Genomic DNA, 23,614 nt, shown 5'->3' on the forward strand with positions numbered 1-23,614 from the left:
ACGATCAGGCTTGGCGATTTGCCCGGTAGGTGCGGCGCCCTCGCCGCGAATTCGGCCCGGAGCGGGCCTCCTACAGATCAAACCCACACCGGCGACCAGCCGTATCGGCAGGAGCGGCTTCAGCTGCGAATTTCCAGGGGTCGCCGCTACATCTCAACCGCCACTCCATAACGCTCGCGTAACAGCGGCTTCTCAATCTTGCCCGTGGCGTTGCGCGGCACATTATCAAAATAGAAGCGTCTGGGTCGCTTGTATCGGGGCAACCGCTCCGCATAGGCCACCAGCTCCTGCTCCGTCAGGCTGCGCCCCTCCTTGAACTGGATAATCGCCGTGACCAGCTCTCCCAGGCGCTGATCCGGGGTACCGATCACGGCAATATCCTGAATGCTCGGATGTTCAAGAAAATAGTGCTCCACCTCCAGTGGCGAGACATTCTCACCACCGGTGATGATCAGGTCTTTCTTCCGATCCACCAGCCAGATGAAGCCCTCTTCATCCATCCGCGCAATGTCGCCGGTATGCAGCCAACCGTTACGGATAGTCTCGGCGGTTGCTTGCGGATTACGGTAATAGCCTTGCATCACCCCGGGACCTTTCACCAGCAGTTCGCCGGCCTGTCCCGCGGGCAACCCGTTGCCCTGTTGGTCGACAATACAGGCCTCCCAGTCGAACCCGGGCTTGCCGATAGCACCGACCTTGTGACCGTTACCCATGCCGAGATGGACACAACCGGGGCCGCTGCTCTCGGTCAGGCCATAGTTGGTATCGTAATCGTGGTGCGGAAACAGCTTGCGCCACGCCTTGATCAGATTGGGAGGCACCGGCTGGGCGCCGATATGCATCAGTCGCCACTGGTCCAGCCGATAGCGACCGAAATCGAGCTCTCCATTCTCCCAGGCGATCAGGATATCGTGGGCCCAGGGCACCAGCAGCCAGACAATGGTGGCCTGTTCCTCGGAGACCGCCTCCAGAATCCACTCCGGCCGCGCGCCTTTCAGCAGCACCGCCTTGGCACCAACCACAAAATTTCCGAACCAGTGCATCTTGGCACCGGTGTGGTAGAGCGGCGGGATACAGAGAAAATTATCTTCATGGGTCTGCCGATGGTGCTGGTTCTCCACATAGCAGGCGTGCTCCAGGTTGCGATGGGTCAGGCTTACCGCCTTGGGCAAGCCTGTAGTCCCGGAGGTGAAGTAGAGCGCCGCGTTATCGGTGATTTCCAATCGGATTTCGGGTGGCTCGTCGGCAACTCCGCTGACAAACCGGGCATAGCCAACGGCGAACGCAGGGCAGTCACTGTCCGGTCCGATATAGACATAGTGGCGGATGGTTCGATCAAGCGCCGGTTTCACCGCCTCTATGCGCTCAATAAATTCCGGCCCGAACAGCAGCACGCTGGCCTCGGCAATCTCATTGCAGCGCTGGATAATTTCGGATTCAAAGCGAAAATTGAGTGGGACAGCGATGGCGCCTGCACGCAATATGCCGAAGTAACAGGGCAACCACTCGATGGAGTTCATCATCAGATGCAACACCCGGTCGCCCGGTTTCACGCCCCGTGCGATCAGGGCATTGGCAAAGCGGTTTGCCTCCCGGTCAAATGCACGCCAGCTGATCTCCAGTCGGCTGTTAGCGGCGGGATCACGCTCCACCAGCGCAATCTCGTCGGCATACATACGTCCGTTGCGGGATAAAATCTCGGTAATCAACATCTCTGGGGCTGGCCTGTCACTCGGTTAACGGTGACCCCTGAAACAGCCCCTTACGCTAACCCACTAAGCAGCGAATGGGGGCTGAAAACAGCACAGGTCTTACCGGCTAATCTACCACAGAAACCAATGTTGATGGGCCCCTCTAACACCGGAACTCTTTACCCATCTCTCTCTAGGGCTCGATGGTGGCGATAGCACCCAGTGCCGCCTCGATCTCTATGTACAGCGGCAGATTTGCCTCTGTCAGATCGGCCATCGAATCGAAACAGCGCAATCGCATCACATTGGGCTGCTTATCGGACGCGAGCCAGAGATCGTAATAGCGAGCCACCGTGGGTTGCCCGCCATCCGAATGTCTAAGGGAGAGAGCCAGGCTGGCAACCTGCAAATGCGGCTGTCCAACGATCGCAGTCTGACCCTGCTGAACCCGGCGCACGGTAAAACGATCAGGCGCTATCTGCTGCGGTTCCTGTTTCAGATCCCGCACCTCGAAACTGCAACTGGGCCAGTACTGATTCAGATCGGAAAAATCGGTCACCACACCACGCTGGACAAATACCCGGGTATGCCCCGGCCTGATCTCCAGCGGCTGATTCAGGGTTAACTGGCTGCCCACCGGGACCCGGTAAAAAGGCGAGGCCGGATCCCGGATAGACGATTGGGTACAGGCGGTCAGAAGGAACAGCGCGGCCAGGACCAGGCCCGGTTTCATCAGGGTGTTCATATTACGCCTCTCGTGTTGGCTCTAATCCGTAGACAGAACAGATCGGACGGGGTTTCATTAAAGTATACGATCAGAATCACATGAAATCCCATCGCCAACGCCGAACGGGACGGCAGATGTATATTCTATGCTTTACTTACATTGACAATAGGAGGCCACGGTCATGAGCGAAGCATTTGATCAGGCGGATGAACTGGGACCCGCCAAGATCATTCATGTCTATGAACCGACCCATCAGCTTAAAGGCATCCTGGTGGTGGACAACGTGGCCTGCGGCCCGGCGATCGGCGGCCTGCGCATGGCACCTGATGTGAGTACCGGGGAGTGCGCCCGGCTGGCCCGGGCCATGACCCTGAAGAATGCCGCCGCCGGACTCTCTCACGGCGGCGCCAAATCGGTCCTGTTCGGCGATCCCCGCATGCCACTGCAGGAGAAGGAGCAGCTGATTCGCGCCTTCGCCTGTGCGCTCAAGGGCAACGACGAATACATCTTCGGCCCCGACATGGGTACCGACGAGACCTGCATGGCCTGGGTCCAGGATGAGCTGGGTGGCCGTGCCGTGGGACTGCCCAGGGCCCTTGGTGGCATCCCGCTGGATGAGCTCGGTGCTACCGGCTGGGGGTTGAGCAGCGCCGTGGATGCCGCCATGGAGTATGTCGATTTCACCCTCGATGGTGCCCGGCTGGTGATCCAGGGTTTTGGTTCCGTCGGTATCCACGCGGCACGTTTCCTGGTGCAGAGGGGCGCTGTGGTAGTGGCCGTGGCCGATTCCCGTGGCGCGATCCATTCACCCGGCGGACTTGACCTGGAGAAATTGATCAGACTGAAAAGTGACGGGCGCGGGGTCAACGAATACCCGCAAGGGGAGAAACTGCAAGGCGATGCGGTAGTGGGTGTCCCCTGCGACATCTGGATCCCGGCAGCGCGCCCGGACGTGGTACACGGCGGCAACGTGGACCAGATGGACGCCCGGCTGGTGGTGCAGGGCGCCAATATCCCGTTTACCCGGGAGGCAGAACAGCGTCTGCACCAGCGCGGCGTGCTGGTAATCCCCGATTTCATCGCCAACGCCGGCGGCGTGATCTGCGGCGCCATGGAGTACCGGCACATGAGCCAGGGCGCTGCCTTCCAGGCGATAGCCGAGAAGGTGGGCAACAACACCCGGGAGGTGCTGGAGCGGGCAGGATCACAGCAGGTTCCACCCCGCCAGGCGGCGGAAACGATGGCCGTTGAACGGGTCCAGGGGGCGATGGCGACCCGGCGTTGGAACCTGTTCTGATGGCACCGGCCACGGTAATGGACCGCAGCACGTGACGACCCTTTGCCAAAGCAACGCATACCTGTGTGACGAGACACCGCTGGCCGGCGACACTGTTTCGCAATTGCTGCACTTCAGCAACCTCTGCATAATGCGTGCGAAGCGGGAGAAGAACCCCGACTCTGCCGATTGATAAGCCGTACCAGTCATATATACTCAAATCATCGATTTCATCGATGGTAAACTCATGAACCTGCGGGACCTGAAATACATCATCGCGGTGGCTGAAACCCGGCACTTCGGCAGGGCGGCGGAGCACTGCTTCGTCAGCCAACCCACCCTCAGCGGCCAGATCAGGAAGCTGGAGGAGGAGCTTGGCGTAACCATATTCGAACGCAGCAACCGCTCGGTAGCGATCACCCCGGTGGGCCAGGAGATCCTGCACCATGCACGGCAGATCATGGAGCAGGCGGAGGCGATCCAGCAGGTGTCGAAGCGCCACCAGGACCCCTTGGCCGGGCCCCTGCGCATCGGCGCCATCCCCACCCTCAGTCCCTACCTGATGCCGCTGATTCTCGCGCCACTCAAGAAGCGCCACCCGCAGATGCAGCTGGTGCTGTCGGAGGAGATGACCGGGACCCTGCTGCAGCGCCTGCAGCGGCACGAGATCGACGCCGCGCTGCTGGCCACCCCGGCGGATTCGCCCGACCTGGATACCCTGCCCCTGTTTGACGAGCCGTTCTGGGTCGCCTATCCGCGCAACCATCCGTTCTACACCCGGGAGAAGATCACCCAGTCCGACCTGGACAGCGAAAACCTGCTGCTACTCTCCGAGGGCCACTGCCTGGCCGACCAGGCGATGGCGGTGTGCCACCTGCAGCAGCGCCAGAGCGAGGGGGAGATGGCGGACCTGCGGGCAGCCAGCCTGGAGACCCTGATTCAGCTGGTGGGCGCCGGTTACGGCATCACCCTGATCCCGGCCCTGGCCATGCGCGGCTCCTGGGCCAGCGGCAGCGGGGTAGTGGCCCAACCCCTGGCCTCGGCGGACGCCTCGCGCCAGGTGGCCCTGGTCTACCGCCACAGCTTCCCGCGCCAGGCCGCGCTGCGGGCCCTGGCCGCCGTCATCCTCGACAACCTTCCCAATACCGTCACCCCGCTCGACCCGTCACAGGCCTGACCCCGAAGGCCCGCTCCGCCGTTCGCATAATGATAGGTATTACCTATCGATAAAACAGTTACTAACGATTTTACCAATTTACTGCCAACCCCGATAATCCTTCCAACGTCAGCAAACAAGCAACGCTGGCAGGAGGGTAAGCCAATGACCAAGACATTCACCTTTGCCGCCGTGCACTTCAGCGTCGCCTTTTCGGTGGCCTACCTGATGACCGGCAGCGTGTTGGTGGGGGGCGCCATCGCCCTGGTCGAACCGGCCATCAACACGGTCGCTTACCACCTCCATGAACTGTTCTGGAAGCGGTGGCAGCAGACGCCCGGGAGCGACGTCGGCAACACCGTCCACTTTGCTTGAAACCGACAAACCCTTAACTGAACGAAACGGAGAAAATCATGTTTGAGAATCGCCAAGGCAACAACGTACCCCAGGTCACTTTCCGCACCCGCCAGAACCACGAGTGGGTGGATGTCACCAGTGACGAGCTGTTCAAGGGCAGGACCGTGGTGGTGTTCTCACTGCCGGGCGCCTTCACCCCGACCTGCTCCTCCACCCACGTGCCGCGCTACAACCAACTGGCACCGGCCTTCAAGGCCCAGGGCGTGGACGAGATCATCTGTGTCTCGGTCAACGACGCCTTTGTCATGAACGAGTGGAAGGCGGAGCAGCATGCCGACAACATCACCTTCATCCCGGACGGCAACGGCCACTTCAGCGAGGGTATGGGGATGCTGGTGGACAAGGAGGAGCTGGGCTTCGGCAAGCGCTCCTGGCGCTACTCGATGCTGGTGAAGGACGGCGTGGTGGAGAAGATGTTCATCGAGCCGAACAAGCCGGGCGACCCGTTCGAGGTCTCCGACGCCGACACCATGCTCGACTACATCGCCCCCAACGCGGAGAAGCCGAAGGACGTCACCATCTTCACCCGTCCGGGATGCGAGTTCTGCGTACGGGCCAAGGGGATGCTGCATGACGCCGGCCTGTCGTTCGAAGAGCTGGTGCTGAACCGGGATTACACCGAGGCAACGCTGAGGGCGGTCGCCGGCCAGTCCACGGTACCCCAGGTGTTCATCAACGGTGAGCACATTGGCGGGTCGGAGGCCCTGGAGGCCTACATGGCCCAGGCCAAGGCGGCCTGACAACAACCCCGGGGTGGCCCGACTGACGGGCCGCCCCCCTCATCAGACTATCAAGGAACTCGCCATGAACAGACAGGATTACGACCTGATCGCCATCGGTGGCGGCAGCGGCGGTCTCGCGGTCGCCGAGCGGGCCGCCCAGCTCGGCAAGCGGGTGGCCCTGATAGAGGGACACCGCATCGGCGGCACCTGCGTCAACAACGGCTGCGTGCCGAAGAAGGTGATGTGGTACGCCGCCCAGCTGGCCCACGCGGTGGACGACGCCGTCGACTTTGGCATTCCGGCCCGGCGCACCGCCACCGACTGGCAGAAGCTGGTGGAAGGCCGCGAGCAGTACATCGCCAACATCAACCGTTACTGGGACGGCCACGTGGAGCAGAGCGGCATCGACCGGATCCAGGGTTTCGCCCGCTTCGTCGACGCTGAATCCGTGGAGGTGGACGGTGAGCGGTACAGCGCCCCCCATATCGTGATCGCCACCGGCGGCAAGCCGATCGTACCGTCCCTGCCCGGGGCCGAGCTCGGCATCACCTCGGACGGCTTCTTCCAGCTTGAGGAGCTGCCGCGGCGGGTGGCAGTGATCGGCGGCAGCTACATCGCGGTGGAGCTGGGCGGCCTGCTGCGGGCGCTCGGCTCAAAGGTCTCTATCGTGGCCCTGGAAACGCAGTTGATGGAGCGCTTCGACCCCATGATCAGCGAGGTGCTGACCCGGGAGATGACCCGGCAAGGGATCTCGGTCCACACCGGTTTCCAGGTCAACGCCCTGGAGCGCTGCAATGACGGCATCGCCCTATACGGCGAGGGTGACCAGGCCCTGAACGGCTTCGACCAGGTGATCTGGGCGGTGGGCCGCGCGGCCAACACCGGCAATCTCGACCTGGCGGCGGCCGGCGTCAAGGCGGAGCGGGGCGGGTTCATCCCGGTGGACGGGTTCGAGAACACCAACGTGCCCGGCATCCATGCCATCGGCGACATCACCGGGCGCATGGCCCTGACCCCGGTGGCCATCGCTGCCGGGCGCAAGCTGGCCGAACGCCTGTTCGCGGGCCGGCCCGAGAGCCGGGTGGACTACGACAACATCCCCAGCGTGGTATTCGCCCACCCGCCGGTGGCCACGATCGGGCTCGGTGAACCCGACGCTCGACAGCGCTACAGCCAGGTGACGGTCTATGAGAGCCGCTTCACCCCCATGCGCCACGCCCTCTCCGCGCAGGAGCACACTACCGCCATGAAGCTGGTGTGTGCCGGCGAGGATGAGCGGGTGGTGGGCATTCACATTATCGGCGACAACGCGGACGAGATGCTGCAGGGTTTCGCGGTAGCGGTGAAGATGGGGGCCACCAAGGCCGACTTCGACGCCACCATGGCGATCCACCCCACCAGCGCCGAGGAGCTGGTGACGCTGAAAGAGCCGGTGCAGCGGGAAGCCGGGGTGGAGTGGCGGGAGGCCAGCTAAACCAGGTGGGCAAACGGGGTAGGCAAAGGGCGCAGGGAGGCGCCCGTTTCCTTTTTCCCGGGCTGCATCTCATCCCGTGACGCCGGCCACAGGCCGTAGCGACGATAGATCTGCCGCTCACCCTCGATGAACAACTTCAGCACCGGCCGGGTGAACACCCGCTTACGCCGCTCCAGTTCATCCACCGCAAGGGTATTCATGGTGTCGATACAGCCCGTCGCATTCCAACCCTTACTCGGTAGCAGTGCGAATCACCGCCAGCTTGTCATTGGCCGATTGTGGCAGCCAGACCTCTCCCTCGCGGCCGTGGATCTGACGTACCGAGGCATTCGCACTCGGCAGACTAAACCGGGTGAAATTCTCACCATCCGGATCAAAGCGCCATATGGCATCGCCACCGAAATCGGACAGCCACACCCGGTCCACCACATCGATATAGACCGCATAGGCCCGCGGGCGGTCACCGGGGAGCCGCCACTCGCGCCACTGCCCGGTGGCGGTGTGATAACGCCCGAGCTGACCCGCGTTCCATTCACTGACCCAGATGTGACCTTTCGAGTCGCCCCAGACCCGCCGCGCTCCCTGTCCCGGTGTCGGCGGCTCTATCACCTCCGCCGCCCCCGTATCGGGGTCAACCCGGGCGATGTGCGAGCCGGCAAGCGAGGCGTAGTAGACTTTGCCATCCGCTCCAGTGCAGATGCCATAGGGTCCGCGCCCGCGTGGCGCCTCGAATACCTTCATCTCTCCGTTGGCCGGATCGAGGCGACCATAGTAACCGGCCTGGCCAGTGAACCAGAGAATCCCCCGCGGATCGAAGGTGGCGGTATTCAAATTCATATAAGGTGTCCCGGAGGGCGGCGCGAAGCGCTGGACCCGATCGGTCTGGGGGTCGACCCGAACAATGGCATTGAGTCCCGAGTCGGTGATCCAGGGGGCGCCATCAGGGCCGACGATAACACCGTGGGGGCTCGACCCATTGCCCAGGGGGATATGTCGGGTAGCCCCACTGGCCGGATCGAGCCAGCCCAGGGCTCCGGCGCGCTGGGCGGTGTACCAAGCCCCGCCATCCGCCGCCGGGGCCACGTCGTGCGGGTGATCCCCATCCGGCAGTATGAACTCCTCCACCTCCGCCCCGGCTGCCGCCATCGCCAACAGGGTGAGCACCAACAGCACCACCACATTGACCACTTGTCGCGGGAACATAGCCACACCTCCATTCTAACGAACTGATAATCTCTTCAGAGTATAGATCTCTCCCGCAAACAGCCCTGCCGCAGGCGACAGGCGTGGTCTCACCAGACAAACGCCACACTGGCCCTACGCCGACGAGCTGCTAGAGTTAATAACTGTATTCTTGCTGAGGTTTATCCCATGACGCTGCTGATTGCCGGACTCGCGCTTTTCTTCATCAGCCATTCGATCTCGATAATCAACGAGCCCTGGCGCAACCGCATGGCCGCGCAGCTTGGGGAGACGGTTTGGCAGGGACTTTATGGCCTGGTGGCACTGGCCGGGTTGGTGTTTATCGTCTGGGGCTATGGCCTGGCGCAGCAGACGCCGGTCCCACTGTACACGCCACCACCCTGGGCCCGGTCGGCGAATCTGCTGCTGATGCTGCCGGTGTTCCCGCTACTGGTCGCCACCTATTTTCCCGGCCGCATCGGCGCGGCCGTCAAACACCCCATGTTGCTGGCGACCCTGCTCTGGGCCCTGGCTCACCTGTTGGTCACCGGCACCCTGGCGAGTCTGCTGCTGTTCGGCTGTTTTCTAATCTGGGCAATCGCCGACCGGCTCTCCATGCGGCAGCGGGTGCAGCGCCCGCTCCTGGGAGCACCGCCCTCCGCCTGGAATGATCTCATCGCCCTACTGGCCGGTCTGGCACTCTACGTCAGCTTCCTTTTCTGGCTGCACGGCTGGCTATTCGGCGTAGCACCGATTGTTCAAACGTTCTGAACAGAGCCGATCTCACCGTCAGCCGCGAGCTATGTGCTTGGGTTCAAAAGATGCACGCCGGGTATCTCGTCGGCTTATTGCCACTCCTGCTTAAACCACGGGTATTGATGCACCGGAAACAGCCACCACCGGAAGAGGAAGACCGCAGAAATCTCTAATGTGGAAGCTGATACCAAAGCAGGCGCTATCCACCATTGAGATAGAACCATAGAGGAACGGGGGCGACCGCCACGACCAACAACATGAGATAACCCCAATAGGGGATAATCCTGCTCATCCCCACCAACAGACCGATCCCACCGCCACCACCAATCAGCGCATTTCCCGGCATATTCAGAGCCACTGCAATAGTCAGATAACGATGATTAACCAGAAACAGCGCCACCTTGTCCGGCAGTCTATCCTGCAGCAGTTTGAGACGCTCAGCGCGGCGCAGGGGTTCCAGCTGCCGCACCAGCGCGCACGCCCTGTCGAGGTGGAGCCACTGAAGAAATCGACACACTAGCCCGGGCGGGATACGCCGCCCCACGAGGTAACTGATCGACAACGCCGCCAAGGTCGAGAGATAAACCAGCGCAGCCCCTTTACTGCCAAACAGCATCATCAGGCCAAGACCAATCTCGATACCCGGCATGAATGGTGCCGCCATCAATAGAATATAGATCAGCACAACCCCCAGCATTAACAGATCAAGCAGCTGCCCGTGTTGGGGAATAATCTGCTGATCGATCCACTCCTCCAGCCACTCGCCGGTGAAGTGAAGTACAATCAGTATTACAAAGAGCAGGCTGACCTTGACAATGCGTATCCGCCGGGTGGATCGGATCGATAATTGAGTTTCTGATGTCATGCCATACCCACACGCGCACGGGCAAAGCCATTGCGGCCTTGTTCTTGCTGAATGTACGGAGTTATCCCTGAGTTTAGCAGCTCCATCCCCGGCGCTCCCGATGACACTGCAATCCGAACCAAACGCTGGCACTCTATCGGGTTGTCATCCACAATTCATAAAGGCGTTCGATTCGCGAGCAAAGTTCCTGGAAACTAAAATTCCGCGCCAGCTCCAGGTGTATCTGCCCGTCAATAAACAGCTTCAGCACCGGCAGACTGAATACCCCTTCCTGAGCGCAGATCTCCGGGCTCTGCTCACAATCAATATACGCCAGTAAAATTTCCGGAAAACGCTCGGATACGAGCTGTTCAATCTTTGGTTTGATCGCCTGACAGACGCCGCAATGGGCACCACCGAACAGGACCAACAGTGCGCCAGCCTGCTTCCGTTGCTGAAATTTATCCGGTGTGGAAAGGATCTCCATCGAGTGCGATAGCTGTTTTTCAAGAGACATATGGGTACTCCCGTGACTGCCAAACTGCTACCGTCTCCCGCGCAACGCCGGGATATTCAATGGCGCTGGTATCAGAGGTCCCATTCGGCACTCAGAACGGCGCCGCCGGATGGGTTTGCCTGTACGGTAAACACACCACCGGACATCAGAATACGCTGGCTGGCTATCGACAGATCCGGTTCCAGTGGCGCAGTTGCGGACATGGCGGAGTCGGTAATCTCCAGCCGCAATAGCGCACCGGATTCACGCAATACCAGTTGTATCGTCCGTGGCACGTTGCATCGGGTCATCGCCGCCAGTGCTTCCTGCACCGTGCGATACACAACCACCCGAAGTTGTCTCGGTATCCTCTCCTCGTCAACGGTTACCTGCGCCTCGACGGAAATTTCCGGATAGATCTCCGACAGCTGGCGCGACAGCCAGCTAAGGGTAGCTCCAATCCCCAGATCATCCAGGCTGGGCGGACGCAACTGCATCGCCATGGTGCGCACTTCCTGAATCGTGCCCTGTATTACCTTCACCAGCCCATCGAGTTTCATGGCCTGCCCCTCATCACCGTTGGCCGCTGACTGCTCGGCGATTTCAAGATGAAACTTGATGGCGGACAGGGTCTGCGCTATTCCCTCGTGCAGTTCGATCGCAACCCGCTTGCGTTCAGTCTCCTGTGCATCGAGCAACTGGGCAGAGAGCAATTCAAGGGTTTTATTACGCTCGGCAATAGTGAGTTGCTGACGCGCGATAATACGACCGGCACGATGCACCACGGTCAACAGCAGGGCATACAGCAGTAAAAAGATCGTCCCGGTGCCGATAACAATCAGCACCTCCATATGCGAGATATCAGCCACCAGCGGATTGACATCGGTATAGATTTCGAACACCCCGATTTCCGCAGCGTCCGAGTCCCGGCCTACTGGCATATAGGTCTGAATCAGATTGTCCTCTTCCGTTTCCTGATCGAAGAAATTGAAGTGGTCACGGAAGATAAGCTTACTGGTAATATCCCCACCCCGTGCCACAACAAAAGCGGGATTGTCACTCTGATCTCGGCCTATCTGGCTCCGCTTGGTGGAAAACACGACGATTCCGGCCTGGTTGTAGACTTTGATTCGCACCACGCTGGTATTGCGCAGAACGGCTTTCAGCTTCGCCTCCAGTGTCTCTATCTCGGTATCGGTGGCCTGCGACCCCGTGTTGGCACGACGCAGAAACAGGGCGAGTTGTTCATGCACCGAATTGAGTGCAGTCTGCGCCAGACCAATATTTTGTTGTTCGCCCAGGTCCACCAGCTCTGCTATGGCGGTCTGGCGGTACAGCAGCGTCACCAGTGCTGCGGCGACAACAATACCCAGCAAACTGGTTACAGAAAAAAACGGTAGTAGTTTGAACGGTTGGTATTTAGGCATGCGCTGTATTCCCGGCAGATAAATGACGCAGACAGTGCATCAGCCTGCTTCCGATGCTGAATTATTCGGCAATAGGGCGGATTTCCACTTGGTACATTGCTGCTCTTTTAGGAGGCATCCCCAGCCATTGGCTGACAAGAGTCAGCCGTTAATGTTTTCTTGATCTTACAACTAGAACAACTGTGCATGATAGATATATCTGTTCCGCTAATCCCTGAATGAATAGTTAGCCTGTTCACTAAGGATACAACTGTACAATACCGCTCTTTCCCGCGAAATCGCCAACGATCCAAATTTGCTCGAACGGATGATCCACAGGCACGTCAATATGATGATGTAATGCTGTGATGTCATCCGAATGCCATGACGGATGGGCGTTGCGGATAACCAGCCACACCCGTTTGGTTTTATAGCGTTTGGTGGATTTATTACTCAGTATACGGTTAAGTGCATTCAGCAGGCGATGGTGAGGGTTCGTTTCCTTTTCCAACTTGCGCAATTCCCGCCGGGTTTTATCACTCAGGTTTCGGCCGAGAATTTTCATGGCCTCCTGCTCGGTACCATAAAGATGGGCAATTTCCAGATCCAGCCGCTCACCTTCAAATTGACAGGATACATCGGGCTTTATCGGCCGGTTGTGCCAGATGTGCCGAATCGGTTTGCCGGTGTCATGTTCATACCAGCGCATGAAAATCTTAGCCGCCTGATGCTCTAATCGAATTTTCTCTTGTTTACTTGTTTCATTATCCGGCATGGTCTTGATTGTGATCGATTGTTGTATGTCATCGTGTCGAATAAATGTACATTTCACATAGCCAGTGTAGGTTTTTATAACACTCCATGGTTGAAATGATAGCCGGCCACGTCTCCTCAGAAGCTTTCAACGAAATCCCGTATTCCATTTAAAAGCATCTGCGTGGCAAGTATAACCAGAATCATGCCCATAAGGCGCTCCAGCGCCCGCGCCCCCCGGGTGCCGATGACGGTAAGCAGATAAGGCGATATCACGAGTAAAATCGTTACCCCAAACCACGCAAGAAACAGTGCAATACTCCATTCAAGGATCTGATCAGGCTGATTGGAACTCAGGAGCAACAGAACGGCAATGGTCGACGGTCCCGCAATCAGCGGAACGGCAAGCGGCACGATAAATGGATCAGCGTAATCAGCCTCATCATCTGTTGCCTGACCCGGAAAGATCATCCGCAAGGAGATAATAAAGAGCAGAATACCACCCGCTATACTCAACGATGGCTGGGATAACCCAAGAAATCCGAGTATAGCGTTACCGGCAAACAGAAACCCCAGCAAGACAACCAGTGCTATCAGCAACTCGCGGGCAACGACTGCGGTGCGGCGGCGCCGGTCCAGTTTGGAAAGCACTGCATTAAATACCGGTACATTACCCAGTGGGTCCATAATCAGGAACAGCGTAACCGCTGCCGAAATGATTTCACCCCAATTCAAGATGAACCCCCTGGTTATTATGGTTGATGCCTAACTGCTCTGCGGCAGCAGAGAAACAAATTTCGTTGCGTGTGATTTTACCTGTTTTCAATATTTCTCATTACTCGGCACACTAATGGGTGACGGAAAGTTCGTCATTTGAACAGGCCCTTCTATCCTTAATCCGATAAGTAATATTCGACTGTGGACACCACCCGAACTTTCTTAATATGCGGGTTGTTCTTGTCTCGTGCAGTTATGCTGAACTGTCCTTGTGATGCTCTCTTGATTTTTCCCAATCGGCTTTGAGAATCTGATGCGAATTTCTCCGCAACCTCTCGCGCCTTTGTAGTGGCCTCTTCAATCATCTCGGGCTTAACTTCATTCAACTTTGTAAAGATGTATTCTGTCTGTGACTCGTAGTTGCCACCGGTAAAGACAATACCTTGCTTACCAAGCGCTGATAATGAACCCATTAGGGATCGTACGGAGTGGATATTTTTTGAATAAACGGTGACCGTTTGAAATGCTGTATAACGAAACTCCGGCTTGGCATTATTACCATACTGTTGCGCCGATTTATCGGTTATGGCTGGTGATGTAAAAGTCACTTCCTCTGCGCCAATCCCGTTCGTAACAAGGAACTTTCTGATTTTTGAAGTATTTTCCTCGAGTAAATCGTACAGGCTTTCCAGATCATTTCCTGCTGCGGAGAACTGAATGGGCCAGATGACGATATTGGCGTCATATTCACGTTCTGACAATCCTTTAACCGTCACACTTCGGTCGTACTGCTTGAATTCAATCGCGGCATTACCTAACAGATAACCCAAAGCAGACAATCCGACGAATATAAAAGCACCCAATATAAAGGCGCCGGCCTTACCAGCTGTTTGCACTTGATTCTCCTTGATGCATTTCAATGCAGTACCCGAATCCTGACAATCCGGTGCCGACCAGCCACGACCAGCGACTGGTCATCAACATACCCATGCGGGTGCCTTCCATATAATAGCCGTGTAAATTTTCAAAATATCAACTTTCTTGGTGATTTTTTCACGATTCAATTCGTTGACTATATCTATCTCACGAATGTTTCGCCAACAGGGCAATTCAGGATTTTTCCTCCACCCGTCGCTGAACAGGACAAATGACACGACCGCCTTGTCAAACCTCCGGCACTCTGACTTACCCGGGCCGTTGGCGTACTACTGTTTACCCAGCAGAACCTCCTTGGCCCGATTGATTTTTGAAGCGAGGTAGGTGGAGCCGCCGCGATCGGGATGGAGCTTCTGCATCAGGCTGCGGTGTGCCGCCCGGATCTCTTCCTCATCTGCACCTTCTTCCAGTCCAAGAATTTCATACGCCTCGCGATGCGTCATCCCACCGGAGACCTCCGCTGCCTGGGAGTCCGCTTGCGACTGTTGCCACTCATCACCATGGACCCGGCCCAGATAGGCGCGCAACAGTTGTGCAGACTCTTCATCTTCCCGGGTACACTCGGTCAGCAGTTCCAGGAGTTGATCGAGCGTGAGCTGGTTCAAACTCCTGCCGGCAAAGGCACCTTCCAGCACGTTTCCGTTCATCTCTCCCGTATCGTGATCCAGGGTCATTCTTAAAAAGCGGGTTTCGACGATTGACTGCTGTCCGGCAGATGGTCCCGGGCCGGCTTGCCCGCTCTTGAACTGCCTGTAGATGCGCTGGATAAATGGCAGATAACCCAGCAGTGAAATCATACGTCGGGCAAACGGCAATAACGCGCCCACCAGTGCGAACACCCAGTTCAGGCGACCGGTTGCCGCCAGTCCGATGAACAGGATGCCGAGGGTCACCGCGGCCGCCTGCAGCCGGGTTTTGGGGGGTAGTTTGAAAAACCAGCGATACGCGACATATAAACCGACAATCGCCGCCAGAATAATCAGTATACGCACGGGCACTTATACGCCTTGTTGCCGACGGATATCCATGGGATATCCAATTTAATAAGGCGGTCCACCGCCCCTTAGTTGAAATATTCTAACGATTGGCCGAGCGGAAAGCTCGTGTTTTCCACTGGCGTATGGATGACGACCGGCGAGTTTACGGCCTGCAGGCATGGAGGCTCAGATACGCGCCCCACTAGCCCTTATTGATCTGGCGGGTTAATAACCTGGTCATTCCCCCGCGTGCCTTACTGAAGTTTTCCAGTGCCCGCCGCCCTCCCGCCGCGTAGACGGCAACCGCGCTCAGCAGGTCTCGGAGTTGTTGGGCGCTACTGGCATCGAACGGGCAATAGGCTCCATCGGTCAGCCGGGCTATCTGTTTGAATGCGCGTTTCGCAACCACGTAATCCCCCTCCTGGAACAGGAACACCGGCACGTTATGCAAGCCCAGTTCACCTGCCAGTTGGCAAAGTTCATCAACTTCCTCTTCCAGGCAGTCTCCCACAAATACCACCGCATCCACCTCTTTCTGCCTGGTTTCAGTAATTGCATGCTGCAGAACCCTGCGTATCTGGGTGTGCCCCCCCAGACAGCGTACGGCCATCATGCGATGCTGCAGATCCGTTTTATTGGACAACCATTCACTGGCGCTGAATTCGTTGAATCCCCGGTAGTAGCACAACTGGATGCTGAGGCCGCCGAGCGCCGCGGTCTCTTCAAACATCTGGGCCTGTATATGGCAGGCCTGGTCCCAGGTGGGTTCCCGGCTGGCCGTGGCATCCATGGCAAATATCAGTCGGCCAGTTCGGCTCGCCGGCTTCCTGGCCGGCGTTGTGGCCACTTTATGCAAAAATGCGTCAACCTCCGAACGGCTGGATCTTTTTACGAGCTTATCCTTTGTCATTACCCTCTCGGTGTATCTGAATTCAACGGCTACTTCATCGCAACAGAATCCAATTGGAATTATCCCAATCGCGGTAGCGGGTTGGCGCTATCACTACAGTGCATCGATAATCCCGTTTCTTGTCAGCCGCCAAATCGCCACTCAGGCTGAGTCGATCCCATCTGATGTGAAAATCATCCGATCCTTGTCCTTAAGTTTGGCTTGGTTTCTCTACAGGTCAAGCTGAGCATGCCAGTCCTGTTCATGTTGTTTTCTGGATGGTTGGTGGCCGGCAGGGTATAGCATGGCCGGGCATAGGGAGGGGCAGGTGACTTTTCTTACTCCAGTTCTCTGGGAATTACCCGACGCCGGCAAACCGCCGAATTATCAAAGCCCGTTTAAAGACATCTGTCCGATCGTATCTGTATTCCGCCGTTGACTGGCCGACCGCCCGGCAGTCATCTGGCCAGCTATGACACGCTTTTTCAGTATCCGTCGGATCTACCGGATGCTGTCGATCCTTTGATATTCATTCCTCCCTGATCATCATCTGTTCGATTGAAGCCAGGGGGTACTGGGTAATGAGCAGGTCCTCCAGCATGTTGCGTTGCCGTTGGTTCAGTATCTGTCGTTCACGCATCAACTGGTCTATAACCACATGTTGTTGTATCGATTGTTGCTCGGCTATCTCATCGCGCAGGGACTCAATTTCGGCAATATCCGGGTCATCAGAAAATATCTCGCGTATCATCAGTTCGCGATTGTTCCTGATAATTGCCCATGAGTTTTTCAGTTCGCTTAGAAATACCTGTTCGTTGCTTCTCCATTGAGAAAACTGCCGCTGGTCGAGTTCAAGGTGGTTAGCCAAGGCAGTATGCCCGTGCTGTATTGCCTTTGCACCAAACAAGTCACCCGCCGTTCGGCCAACAACTGATGCAATGACCCCAACATTGATAAACAGTGACAGTACCAAGATCACCGGCATTATATAACGCTTGATCATATGCGCTTTCCTATAAAACATGTGGCATGTTCCAGGTTGATGCTTCCAGGCGGGATGAAAGAGAACGGCGCCATTTGTGCTGCCTGTGTAAACGTGAGATCGACCTTTACTTCGTCAACTACAATATGATTTCCCAGATTGATACCGACAACAAGAGCAAATGATGCAGCCAGTCCATAGGATAACAACCGACCATTTAGCCAATTTCCGGGCCGCCGTAGACCAGGTTTCGTATTTAACCGCTCTTGAATCTCCGGAATAATGTTTATTCCAGTAGATTCTGCCTGCATGGCGGAAAACTCATTGCTCAATTGAACAAGTCGATCATGGTGTCGCCTGCAATATACGCATTCTGCCACGTGGTTGCTGATCGCCTCCAGCTCACTCCCGCTCATTTCATGATCCACATAGGCAGAAAGTGTCTCAAAATCCGGGCAACTGTTTCTGTTCATTGGTTACTCTCTACATCATCTATCTGATCAAGCCCGGATACCAGGCCGTATCGTGCTCTCGCGATCCGGGATTTTACCGTTCCTTCGCTAATGTCCAACGCCTGCGCAATATCCGCATAAGACATTCCCTCCAGTTCGCGTAGTAGCAGGGCCTGCCGAAAAACCGGGGGGATCTGTTGAATCAGTTTGATCATAGTGGTGCATCGTGCCGATGACATGTACTGACGCTCCGGATCCATGGCATCGATCAAAGTGTGGTTAAGGCTTTCTATCGGTACTTGAGTATACAACTTGTTTCTTCGCAGATAATCTATGGCGGAATTACTCGCTATTCTAAACAGCCATGTTCTAAAAAGGGCATTTGGCTGCCACTTCTCCAGGTTTCTATATGCGCTTATAAATGTTGTCTGGCATATATCCATAGCATCATCCGGGCAGCTGATCATTCGTAATACATAGGTGTATATCCGGTTTTGATACCGCCGCATTAGCTCTGGAAATGCAGCGCTGTTACCCGCTTTCAAAAAGGCAACACAATCTTCATCGGAAAATTGCCGCAAATCGTCTGCCTGCCCCGGAATATGGTGTTCTATAGCAATCACCGTTACCAAATATGTATTGTTATTGCCTCTTCCAGTGAGCCTTTAATCCGCTAACACTCTAACGAGCCATCCTCCATAAAGTTCCCGCTCTCCAGTCAAAAAGGGTGCCCGGCCTCAAAAATCGGTATTTAGTCTCTTGCAGCATTCAATCCAATGAACACGGATGCCGCACATTCTCTAGTGTCTCCAAACTGACCTGGGTAAGGCAACAATTCGTTTTCGCTCTTTCTAAAACAGCCCGCTTAGCCTGATATTTATCATTAGATGCGGTGCAAGTATCCCTATCCAATGAACGATCCGGCGTCATGTACTGGTTTACGATACCGTCACCAATGCGTTGTTGGAAAGGCTAAGTAGGACTGGTGCTTCAGTCTCTCTGAATTACGTGGTTCCAAAACGCTTTCCTGGAGTTTTGGTAATGCGTATCGGCCGCCAACTGACAATTATCAATATATCTTGGCTGTTTATGCACGGCGACAAATGGTTCGATGCAATGGAAGTGTTAAGAAGTTTTGTCTGATCCGATTTCAACCACGCTCGCTACAACCAGAGTTAATTTTTTAAAAAGAAACGGTTAGTAAGAAATGTGTTTGCATTCCAAACTACGGGAAATACAAAACCATTCACCCGGATAAATATTGGAGGAACTTTTCTTAATCCTGCTCGTTTCAGTTACTACCACCCCATCAGAGGGTAGGAATAACTAAAAAGGAGGCGTGATGAAAAAAGTCCCAAATATAATAACAGGGGGAATTGCGGCACTGCTGTTCTCGCAAGGCAGTTTCGCTGCGAACTGGATTGCTATACAAGGTACCGAGCCAGAAAAAGTATCTCACCGCTTATTCGGTGCCGTTTCGTTACAATACTCCAACTACGTTGGTTGTAATCCACTCTCTGGCATGGCAAGGCCGAACGGTACGCCCACGGGAGATCTCAATAGCGGACCTGGACTGAATAACGGTTACTACGTCAACAATTGCAGGGTTGGGCCGGAGTTGCACCACGACAACAAGGGTTTCAACCTGGATGCCTTTGTCGTTGGCCTCAGGGGAAACATTATTCCAGGAAAGATCAACTACTTCCTTACTACGAATTTTGGTATGAACGGTGCCACCTACGAACCGCTCAACACCAATCGTAAACATCTCGTTTCCCTGACCGACGCCAGCGTAACGCTAAACTATATTCCAGGCGCACGCCTCCGATTAGGGCTGTTTAAAAAACCCGGTCCGGAGGAGTTGTTGGAGTCTATTAGAACGAAGGATTTCATCTATCTAACCGACTTCGTCAGGCGCGACCAAGTCGAGCGATTTGTCAACGGCAGTGCCAAAGGAACCAATCCTATCGCCGGCCAGGGATATGCCGGCAGCATTTCCACCCAGGGATATGATTCGGACGTGGGCCGTGACTGGGGCATCCAGGCATTTGACTCGTTCAATACTGGAAAGTGGACGCACACCTATGCTGCAATGATCGGTAACGGCAATGGCATACATCATTCCGACAATAACAATGAAAAGGATCTCAACCTCTACTTCTCCTCGGAATATGATCTTCCGGGTGGAAAAGGCGCCATGAAGAATGGTGTCAAGTTCTACGCATATCACCAGAGTGGCGTAAGAAACTATATCGTGGATGCCCAGGGGACCAAGAGCGAGGACTTTGACCGGATACGCTACGGATTCGGCGTGCAGGCATTAGGGCGATTTTTTGGCGAAACCGGCCACAAACACCGACTGGGAATGGACTTGATGTTTGCAGAGGGAATGATCCTGCAATCTGCCACATCGAGCTGTACTGACTGTCCGTACGGCGGGCAGTTTCAAATAGCATCCGAGAGAGAGAACAAGGCCAAAGGCCTGACGCTGGAATATGGATACTATCTGAATAAGAACTGGCAGTTCGATGTTCGCTATTCAAGAAACAACCTGCTGTACGAGACGATCAATAACAGCTACTGGTCCGATTCCGATGAAAGAATCATCACCGAGCTTGCACTCGGCACTACCTACCACATTGCACCTAAAACCAGTCTGACGCTGAACTACGTATTCCGGGATTCCGAAGCACCGAATGCGGTGACCACGACCAGCGCCAATCCGGCGGCGATCAACAATGCCCTTGTCAAAACAAACAACGCTGAAAACTCCACGAGTACGATCGGCGATGTTATTGGCCTGCGTCTGCGACACATTTTCTAGGGGAGTACGATGAAGAAGATATTACTGGCCGCACTGATGGCAACGCTTTCCGCCTGCGGCACTGTGCAACAACCTGTTAATACCAATAGCGCATCGACCTCTCCGATGAAGTTTCCCTGCCTGAGTTACAGCCTCTCCTGTGGTGAGATACCGGTCAGGAAGCCGGTCAAAAAACCGTTGTCAGGCGAGTTGTCCGGCAACAGCGAGGAGGGCAGGAATATCGCGTTTACAAAAACCCGCGGCAACTGCCTTGCCTGTCACAGAATGAAGGGGGGTACACAACCCGGCAGCCGTGGGCCGGACTTGACCAGCTACGGGAACCTTGGAAGGAGCGACGCAGAAACCTTCGCGCTGGTTTATGACATGCGGTGGCGCAGTCCGGATACCCTGATGCCTCCAATGGGGACCAATGAAATACTGACTGAGCAGGAAATTCGCGATGTTGTCGCTTTCCTCCAGTCTTCGAAATAGGGGGCGGATAATGAAAATATTGACATTAATTGCGGTAACGGCGTTACACGCTATCTCTTACCCGGCTCTTGCCGAGACAGACTTCAATACTCATCCGAGATTTGACATTGATCCAAAATTGGGTGTTGCGGGCGATTTTTCCGGAACTTATAAATACTGGAAAGACACCCAGGCAATAGAACAGTTTGCCAGCATCCAGACCAATTCAGATAACGAATGGAAAATGAATGGCAAGAACATGGATATTGTCGAGGACGACTTTCACCCCGGACACCTGGCTGTTGATGAAGGGGAGAAACTCGTCAACCTTTGGGAGCACAGGGAAGCGGGATTCAAATCGTGCCTGGGTGCCGGTACCACGACCCTGGAAGGGATCGCGGCCAACTATCCCATGTACGATGCGAAGCTGGGAAAAGTACTTACACTGGAGGCACGTATTGAGCACTGTGCAAAGAAGGTGCTCTGGCAAAACTTCAAACAGGGATCACCCGTAAACGCAAGCATTGCCCTGTACCTGAAATCTCTGAGCGATGGACTCCCGATACAGATCGATGTTGATTCCGGGCCCATGAAGGAGGCCTACCTTCGGGGTGAAACACTGTTCTACAAGCGTATCGGCCAACTCAACTTCGCCTGCGCTTCATGTCATACCCCGGGAAGCATCATGGGCAATAGGTTGCGCGGGGAGGTTCCCAGTACACCCTTCGGCGATGTCAGTCATTACCCGACCTACCGCAGCCCGGTGGGTGAAGTGGAGGTATTGCATAAACGCTTTATGCGCTGCCTGAAACAGATGCGAGCCAAACCGCTGAAGCCCGGTGATCCTGCCTACGTGGACCTGGAGGTATTTTACACCTCGATGTCCAACGGCTATCCGATCAAGGCTCCATCCATCCGTTAACAAAAGAGGAGTACTAGAGTGAATTACAACAGGCGAGAGTTCATAGAGGCACTGGCTATAGGGGGCGGTAGCTGCCTTGTTGCCATGACGGGTGTGAACATGGCGAACGCGGTTGAACTACCCGGAAGCGACGGACGCTTTTCTGCTTCAAACGTCGAGGGGGTGCTGTCCGAGATCGGCGCAGCAGGTGCAAAACAATCCAGCGATATCAAGATAAAGGCACCGGACATTGCCAGCAATGGATCCATGGTTTCGGTTGCCGTAACCAGTAATCTGCCTGATACCGAGTACATAGCGCTGATCGCAGATCATAACCCGCACCCATTGATTGCAGAATACTACTATTCCAAGAAGGCCCAGCCTTATGTTTCGACACGAATCAAAATGGCCAAAACTTCCCAGGTACGCGCAATCGTCAAGGCCGGCGGTCAATTTTACTACGCGAGCAGCGAGGTAAAGGTGACTATTGGCGGTTGTGGCGGCTAAACAGTAAAGGAAACCGATATGAGTAACACAATGAAGGTTCGTGTGAAGAATAAAAATGGCGTAGTCGACGTCAAGGTAATTATCAACCATCCGATGGAGAATGGCCTCCGGCTTAACCCACAATCAGGCAACAAGATCCCGGCCCACTTTATCAATCAGTTCATAATTTTGGTCAACGGTGAAGAGGCTCTGGTGTCACGCTGCACCGGCGGCCTCTCCAAGAACCCGTTTTACGGCTTTAAATTGAGTGATATGAAGCCGAACGACAGGATTACCGTGAACTGGACCGACAATACTGGCCAGTCAGGCAGCGCAGACGCCGTCGTTAACTGATGAGGATGATGTAATGAGAAGTAAGGCTATATTCGCGGTATTCAGTGGTTTCCTGATGACACTGGCATTCAACACATCACACTCAGAAGTCAAAAACAGCGGTACCCTGGAGGATCCGGACACCCGTGCCATGCTCGCACTACCGGCCGACGAGCGTCACCTGGTTCTGGTGGAGATGCGCAACTTCGTCGTCGCCATGCAATCCATTCTGGACGGGCTCGCGCGTGACGACATGGAGCAGGTGGCCAGCGCCGCCAGGACGATGGGCAGCGGAGCGGCAAACGAAATTCCACCCCACGTGGTGGCCAAACTGCCTGAAACCTTCAAGCAGTTGGCCGGGAAGGTACATACCACGTTCGATGCAATCTCTATGGACGCGGAAGCGATGGGCGACATGGGACACACCGTGGGACAGTTGTCAGAGCTGACAAAACACTGTGTTGCCTGCCATGCCATCTACCAGGTGGACCGGCTTCGATAAGCGCGGCCTTGTCAATCTTGCTGTATACCCAAAAAGGAGAGTCAGGTTTGAGGTAAATCCATCCAACACTTGATGCCGGCTTCTGCCAATTGGCGGGGCCGGCTTTTTTCAAGCTGTGGGAGCAGGGCGACTGGCGACTGAGTGAGGGCTTCGATCAGGCAAATAATGCCACCGTTTTTAGTTGTAAATAAATCACTCAGACGACTTAAACTGAAAAAATAAATTCGCTGTATGGCGAAGAGCTTCTCCGGGCTCTCAATTGTAG

At 55.6% G+C, this 23,614-nt stretch carries 27 protein-coding genes; 12 read left to right on the forward strand and 15 right to left on the reverse strand.

Features of this window, described 5'->3' with window-relative positions:
* Positions 1–146: 146 nt before the first annotated feature.
* On the reverse strand, positions 147–1,712 hold the full coding sequence (locus ACHZBF_RS17015; RefSeq protein ID WP_321529095.1) for an AMP-binding protein: 1,566 nt from the start codon (positions 1,710–1,712) through the stop codon (positions 147–149).
* Positions 1,713–1,884: 172 nt separating this feature from the next.
* Entirely contained in the window at positions 1,885–2,436 is a 552-nt protein-coding gene (locus tag ACHZBF_RS17020) for a hypothetical protein (protein WP_321529096.1), read from the reverse strand.
* A gap of 163 nt (positions 2,437–2,599) precedes the next feature.
* Here ACHZBF_RS17020 and ACHZBF_RS17025 point away from each other — a divergent pair, with 163 nt between their 5' ends.
* The 5 genes from ACHZBF_RS17025 (at position 2,600) to gorA (ending at position 7,463) form a co-directional block, all read left to right on the forward strand.
* Positions 2,600–3,715 (forward strand): Glu/Leu/Phe/Val family dehydrogenase, encoded by a 1,116-nt coding sequence (locus ACHZBF_RS17025; protein ID WP_321529097.1) that lies wholly within the window; start codon positions 2,600–2,602, stop codon positions 3,713–3,715.
* Between the two features lie 226 nt (positions 3,716–3,941).
* Positions 3,942–4,871: a LysR substrate-binding domain-containing protein gene (locus tag ACHZBF_RS17030; protein WP_321529098.1), complete on the forward strand. Its 930-nt coding sequence runs from the start codon at positions 3,942–3,944 to the stop codon at positions 4,869–4,871.
* A 144-nt stretch (positions 4,872–5,015) separates the two neighbouring features.
* Positions 5,016–5,225, forward strand: coding sequence for a DUF2061 domain-containing protein (locus ACHZBF_RS17035; protein ID WP_029132246.1), 210 nt, complete (start codon positions 5,016–5,018; stop codon positions 5,223–5,225).
* Between the two features lie 38 nt (positions 5,226–5,263).
* Positions 5,264–6,007 carry a glutathione peroxidase gene (locus ACHZBF_RS17040; RefSeq protein WP_273440292.1) on the forward strand — a complete coding sequence of 248 codons (744 nt, stop codon included), beginning with the start codon at positions 5,264–5,266 and terminating at the stop codon, positions 6,005–6,007.
* Between the two features lie 64 nt (positions 6,008–6,071).
* Positions 6,072–7,463: a glutathione-disulfide reductase gene (gene gorA / locus ACHZBF_RS17045; protein ID WP_321529099.1), complete on the forward strand. Its 1,392-nt coding sequence runs from the start codon at positions 6,072–6,074 to the stop codon at positions 7,461–7,463.
* Here gorA and ACHZBF_RS17050 read toward each other — a convergent pair.
* A complete protein-coding gene (locus tag ACHZBF_RS17050; RefSeq protein WP_029132243.1) occupies positions 7,460–7,663 on the reverse strand; it encodes a hypothetical protein in 204 nt (67 codons plus the stop codon). The genes gorA and ACHZBF_RS17050 overlap by 4 nt on opposite strands.
* Before the next feature lie 31 nt (positions 7,664–7,694).
* Positions 7,695–8,666 (reverse strand): Vgb family protein, encoded by a 972-nt coding sequence (locus ACHZBF_RS17055; RefSeq protein WP_051301802.1) that lies wholly within the window; start codon positions 8,664–8,666, stop codon positions 7,695–7,697.
* A gap of 168 nt (positions 8,667–8,834) precedes the next feature.
* On the opposite strand from ACHZBF_RS17055, the gene ACHZBF_RS17060 reads away from it, so the two are divergent.
* On the forward strand, positions 8,835–9,416 hold the full coding sequence (locus ACHZBF_RS17060; protein ID WP_029132242.1) for an NnrU family protein: 582 nt from the start codon (positions 8,835–8,837) through the stop codon (positions 9,414–9,416).
* Positions 9,417–9,600: 184 nt separating this feature from the next.
* Here ACHZBF_RS17060 and ACHZBF_RS17065 read toward each other — a convergent pair whose 3' ends face one another.
* The 11 genes from ACHZBF_RS17065 to ACHZBF_RS17115 all read right to left on the reverse strand — a co-directional run bounded on the left by ACHZBF_RS17065 (position 9,601) and on the right by ACHZBF_RS17115 (position 18,476).
* Positions 9,601–10,266, reverse strand: a complete 666-nt coding sequence (locus ACHZBF_RS17065) for a hypothetical protein (protein ID WP_051301801.1) — start codon at positions 10,264–10,266, stop codon at positions 9,601–9,603.
* A gap of 133 nt (positions 10,267–10,399) precedes the next feature.
* Positions 10,400–10,762 (reverse strand): thioredoxin family protein, encoded by a 363-nt coding sequence (locus ACHZBF_RS17070; protein ID WP_321529100.1) that lies wholly within the window; start codon positions 10,760–10,762, stop codon positions 10,400–10,402.
* Positions 10,763–10,833: 71 nt separating this feature from the next.
* On the reverse strand, positions 10,834–12,168 hold the full coding sequence (locus ACHZBF_RS17075; protein ID WP_321529101.1) for a sensor histidine kinase: 1,335 nt from the start codon (positions 12,166–12,168) through the stop codon (positions 10,834–10,836).
* A gap of 238 nt (positions 12,169–12,406) precedes the next feature.
* Entirely contained in the window at positions 12,407–12,922 is a 516-nt protein-coding gene (locus ACHZBF_RS17080; RefSeq protein ID WP_029132239.1) for a hypothetical protein, read from the reverse strand.
* A 116-nt stretch (positions 12,923–13,038) separates the two neighbouring features.
* The gene (locus tag ACHZBF_RS17085; RefSeq protein ID WP_037374631.1) at positions 13,039–13,635 is read right to left on the reverse strand and encodes a YhgN family NAAT transporter; all 597 of its coding nucleotides are present in this window, start codon (positions 13,633–13,635) and stop codon (positions 13,039–13,041) included.
* A 158-nt stretch (positions 13,636–13,793) separates the two neighbouring features.
* Positions 13,794–14,513, reverse strand: coding sequence for an SIMPL domain-containing protein (locus ACHZBF_RS17090; RefSeq protein WP_029132237.1), 720 nt, complete (start codon positions 14,511–14,513; stop codon positions 13,794–13,796).
* A gap of 309 nt (positions 14,514–14,822) precedes the next feature.
* On the reverse strand, positions 14,823–15,545 hold the full coding sequence (locus ACHZBF_RS17095) for a DnaJ domain-containing protein (RefSeq protein ID WP_029132236.1): 723 nt from the start codon (positions 15,543–15,545) through the stop codon (positions 14,823–14,825).
* Between the two features lie 187 nt (positions 15,546–15,732).
* Positions 15,733–16,440, reverse strand: coding sequence for a P-loop NTPase family protein (locus tag ACHZBF_RS17100; RefSeq protein ID WP_029132235.1), 708 nt, complete (start codon positions 16,438–16,440; stop codon positions 15,733–15,735).
* A 508-nt stretch (positions 16,441–16,948) separates the two neighbouring features.
* A complete protein-coding gene (locus tag ACHZBF_RS17105; protein ID WP_029132234.1) occupies positions 16,949–17,422 on the reverse strand; it encodes a periplasmic heavy metal sensor in 474 nt (157 codons plus the stop codon).
* The gene (locus ACHZBF_RS17110; protein WP_321529102.1) at positions 17,419–17,874 is read right to left on the reverse strand and encodes an anti-sigma factor family protein; all 456 of its coding nucleotides are present in this window, start codon (positions 17,872–17,874) and stop codon (positions 17,419–17,421) included. Before ACHZBF_RS17110 ends, ACHZBF_RS17105 begins: the two co-directional genes overlap by 4 nt.
* Complete coding sequence (locus ACHZBF_RS17115) at positions 17,871–18,476, reverse strand: RNA polymerase sigma factor (RefSeq protein ID WP_051301800.1); 606 nt, start codon at positions 18,474–18,476, stop codon at positions 17,871–17,873. Before ACHZBF_RS17115 ends, ACHZBF_RS17110 begins: the two co-directional genes overlap by 4 nt.
* Positions 18,477–19,195: 719 nt before the next feature.
* On the opposite strand from ACHZBF_RS17115, the gene ACHZBF_RS17120 reads away from it, so the two are divergent.
* Genes ACHZBF_RS17120 through ACHZBF_RS17145 form a run of 6 tightly spaced genes read left to right on the forward strand, consistent with a single transcriptional unit; the run spans position 19,196 to position 23,349 of the window.
* The gene (locus ACHZBF_RS17120) at positions 19,196–20,677 is read left to right on the forward strand and encodes a hypothetical protein (RefSeq protein WP_321529103.1); all 1,482 of its coding nucleotides are present in this window, start codon (positions 19,196–19,198) and stop codon (positions 20,675–20,677) included.
* Positions 20,678–20,686: 9 nt separating this feature from the next.
* Positions 20,687–21,148 carry a sulfur oxidation c-type cytochrome SoxX gene (gene soxX, locus ACHZBF_RS17125; RefSeq protein WP_245621653.1) on the forward strand — a complete coding sequence of 154 codons (462 nt, stop codon included), beginning with the start codon at positions 20,687–20,689 and terminating at the stop codon, positions 21,146–21,148.
* Positions 21,149–21,158: 10 nt separating this feature from the next.
* Positions 21,159–22,049 (forward strand): sulfur oxidation c-type cytochrome SoxA, encoded by an 891-nt coding sequence (gene soxA / locus ACHZBF_RS17130; RefSeq protein ID WP_051301799.1) that lies wholly within the window; start codon positions 21,159–21,161, stop codon positions 22,047–22,049.
* Positions 22,050–22,067: 18 nt separating this feature from the next.
* Positions 22,068–22,535: a thiosulfate oxidation carrier protein SoxY gene (gene soxY, locus ACHZBF_RS17135; protein ID WP_321529104.1), complete on the forward strand. Its 468-nt coding sequence runs from the start codon at positions 22,068–22,070 to the stop codon at positions 22,533–22,535.
* A gap of 18 nt (positions 22,536–22,553) precedes the next feature.
* Positions 22,554–22,868 carry a thiosulfate oxidation carrier complex protein SoxZ gene (soxZ, locus tag ACHZBF_RS17140; protein WP_273440312.1) on the forward strand — a complete coding sequence of 105 codons (315 nt, stop codon included), beginning with the start codon at positions 22,554–22,556 and terminating at the stop codon, positions 22,866–22,868.
* A 13-nt stretch (positions 22,869–22,881) separates the two neighbouring features.
* The gene (locus ACHZBF_RS17145) at positions 22,882–23,349 is read left to right on the forward strand and encodes a hypothetical protein (protein WP_037374630.1); all 468 of its coding nucleotides are present in this window, start codon (positions 22,882–22,884) and stop codon (positions 23,347–23,349) included.
* Positions 23,350–23,614: the final 265 nt, after the last annotated feature.

It is taken from the genome of Sedimenticola selenatireducens (assembly GCF_963675335.2).
Taxonomy (GTDB): Bacteria; Pseudomonadota; Gammaproteobacteria; order Chromatiales; family Chromatiaceae; genus Sedimenticola; species Sedimenticola selenatireducens.

Coding starts and splice junctions, on each gene's coding strand:
- ACHZBF_RS17145 (WP_037374630.1), top strand. CDS start 22,882: ATGAGAAGTAAGGCTATATTCGCGGTATTCAGTGGTTTCCTGATGACA.
- gorA (WP_321529099.1), top strand. CDS start 6,072: ATGAACAGACAGGATTACGACCTGATCGCCATCGGTGGCGGCAGCGGC.
- ACHZBF_RS17075 (WP_321529101.1), bottom strand. CDS start 12,168: ATGCCTAAATACCAACCGTTCAAACTACTACCGTTTTTTTCTGTAACC.
- ACHZBF_RS17100 (WP_029132235.1), bottom strand. CDS start 16,440: ATGACAAAGGATAAGCTCGTAAAAAGATCCAGCCGTTCGGAGGTTGAC.
- ACHZBF_RS17065 (WP_051301801.1), bottom strand. CDS start 10,266: ATGACATCAGAAACTCAATTATCGATCCGATCCACCCGGCGGATACGC.
- ACHZBF_RS17120 (WP_321529103.1), top strand. CDS start 19,196: ATGAAAAAAGTCCCAAATATAATAACAGGGGGAATTGCGGCACTGCTG.
- ACHZBF_RS17025 (WP_321529097.1), top strand. CDS start 2,600: ATGAGCGAAGCATTTGATCAGGCGGATGAACTGGGACCCGCCAAGATC.
- ACHZBF_RS17060 (WP_029132242.1), top strand. CDS start 8,835: ATGACGCTGCTGATTGCCGGACTCGCGCTTTTCTTCATCAGCCATTCG.
- soxX (WP_245621653.1), top strand. CDS start 20,687: ATGAAGAAGATATTACTGGCCGCACTGATGGCAACGCTTTCCGCCTGC.
- ACHZBF_RS17055 (WP_051301802.1), bottom strand. CDS start 8,666: ATGTTCCCGCGACAAGTGGTCAATGTGGTGGTGCTGTTGGTGCTCACC.
- ACHZBF_RS17035 (WP_029132246.1), top strand. CDS start 5,016: ATGACCAAGACATTCACCTTTGCCGCCGTGCACTTCAGCGTCGCCTTT.
- ACHZBF_RS17015 (WP_321529095.1), bottom strand. CDS start 1,712: ATGTTGATTACCGAGATTTTATCCCGCAACGGACGTATGTATGCCGAC.
- soxZ (WP_273440312.1), top strand. CDS start 22,554: ATGAGTAACACAATGAAGGTTCGTGTGAAGAATAAAAATGGCGTAGTC.
- ACHZBF_RS17050 (WP_029132243.1), bottom strand. CDS start 7,663: ATGAATACCCTTGCGGTGGATGAACTGGAGCGGCGTAAGCGGGTGTTC.
- ACHZBF_RS17070 (WP_321529100.1), bottom strand. CDS start 10,762: ATGTCTCTTGAAAAACAGCTATCGCACTCGATGGAGATCCTTTCCACA.
- ACHZBF_RS17105 (WP_029132234.1), bottom strand. CDS start 17,422: ATGATCAAGCGTTATATAATGCCGGTGATCTTGGTACTGTCACTGTTT.
- ACHZBF_RS17040 (WP_273440292.1), top strand. CDS start 5,264: ATGTTTGAGAATCGCCAAGGCAACAACGTACCCCAGGTCACTTTCCGC.
- ACHZBF_RS17080 (WP_029132239.1), bottom strand. CDS start 12,922: ATGCCGGATAATGAAACAAGTAAACAAGAGAAAATTCGATTAGAGCAT.
- soxA (WP_051301799.1), top strand. CDS start 21,159: ATGAAAATATTGACATTAATTGCGGTAACGGCGTTACACGCTATCTCT.
- ACHZBF_RS17020 (WP_321529096.1), bottom strand. CDS start 2,436: ATGAACACCCTGATGAAACCGGGCCTGGTCCTGGCCGCGCTGTTCCTT.
- ACHZBF_RS17110 (WP_321529102.1), bottom strand. CDS start 17,874: ATGAACAGAAACAGTTGCCCGGATTTTGAGACACTTTCTGCCTATGTG.
- ACHZBF_RS17030 (WP_321529098.1), top strand. CDS start 3,942: ATGAACCTGCGGGACCTGAAATACATCATCGCGGTGGCTGAAACCCGG.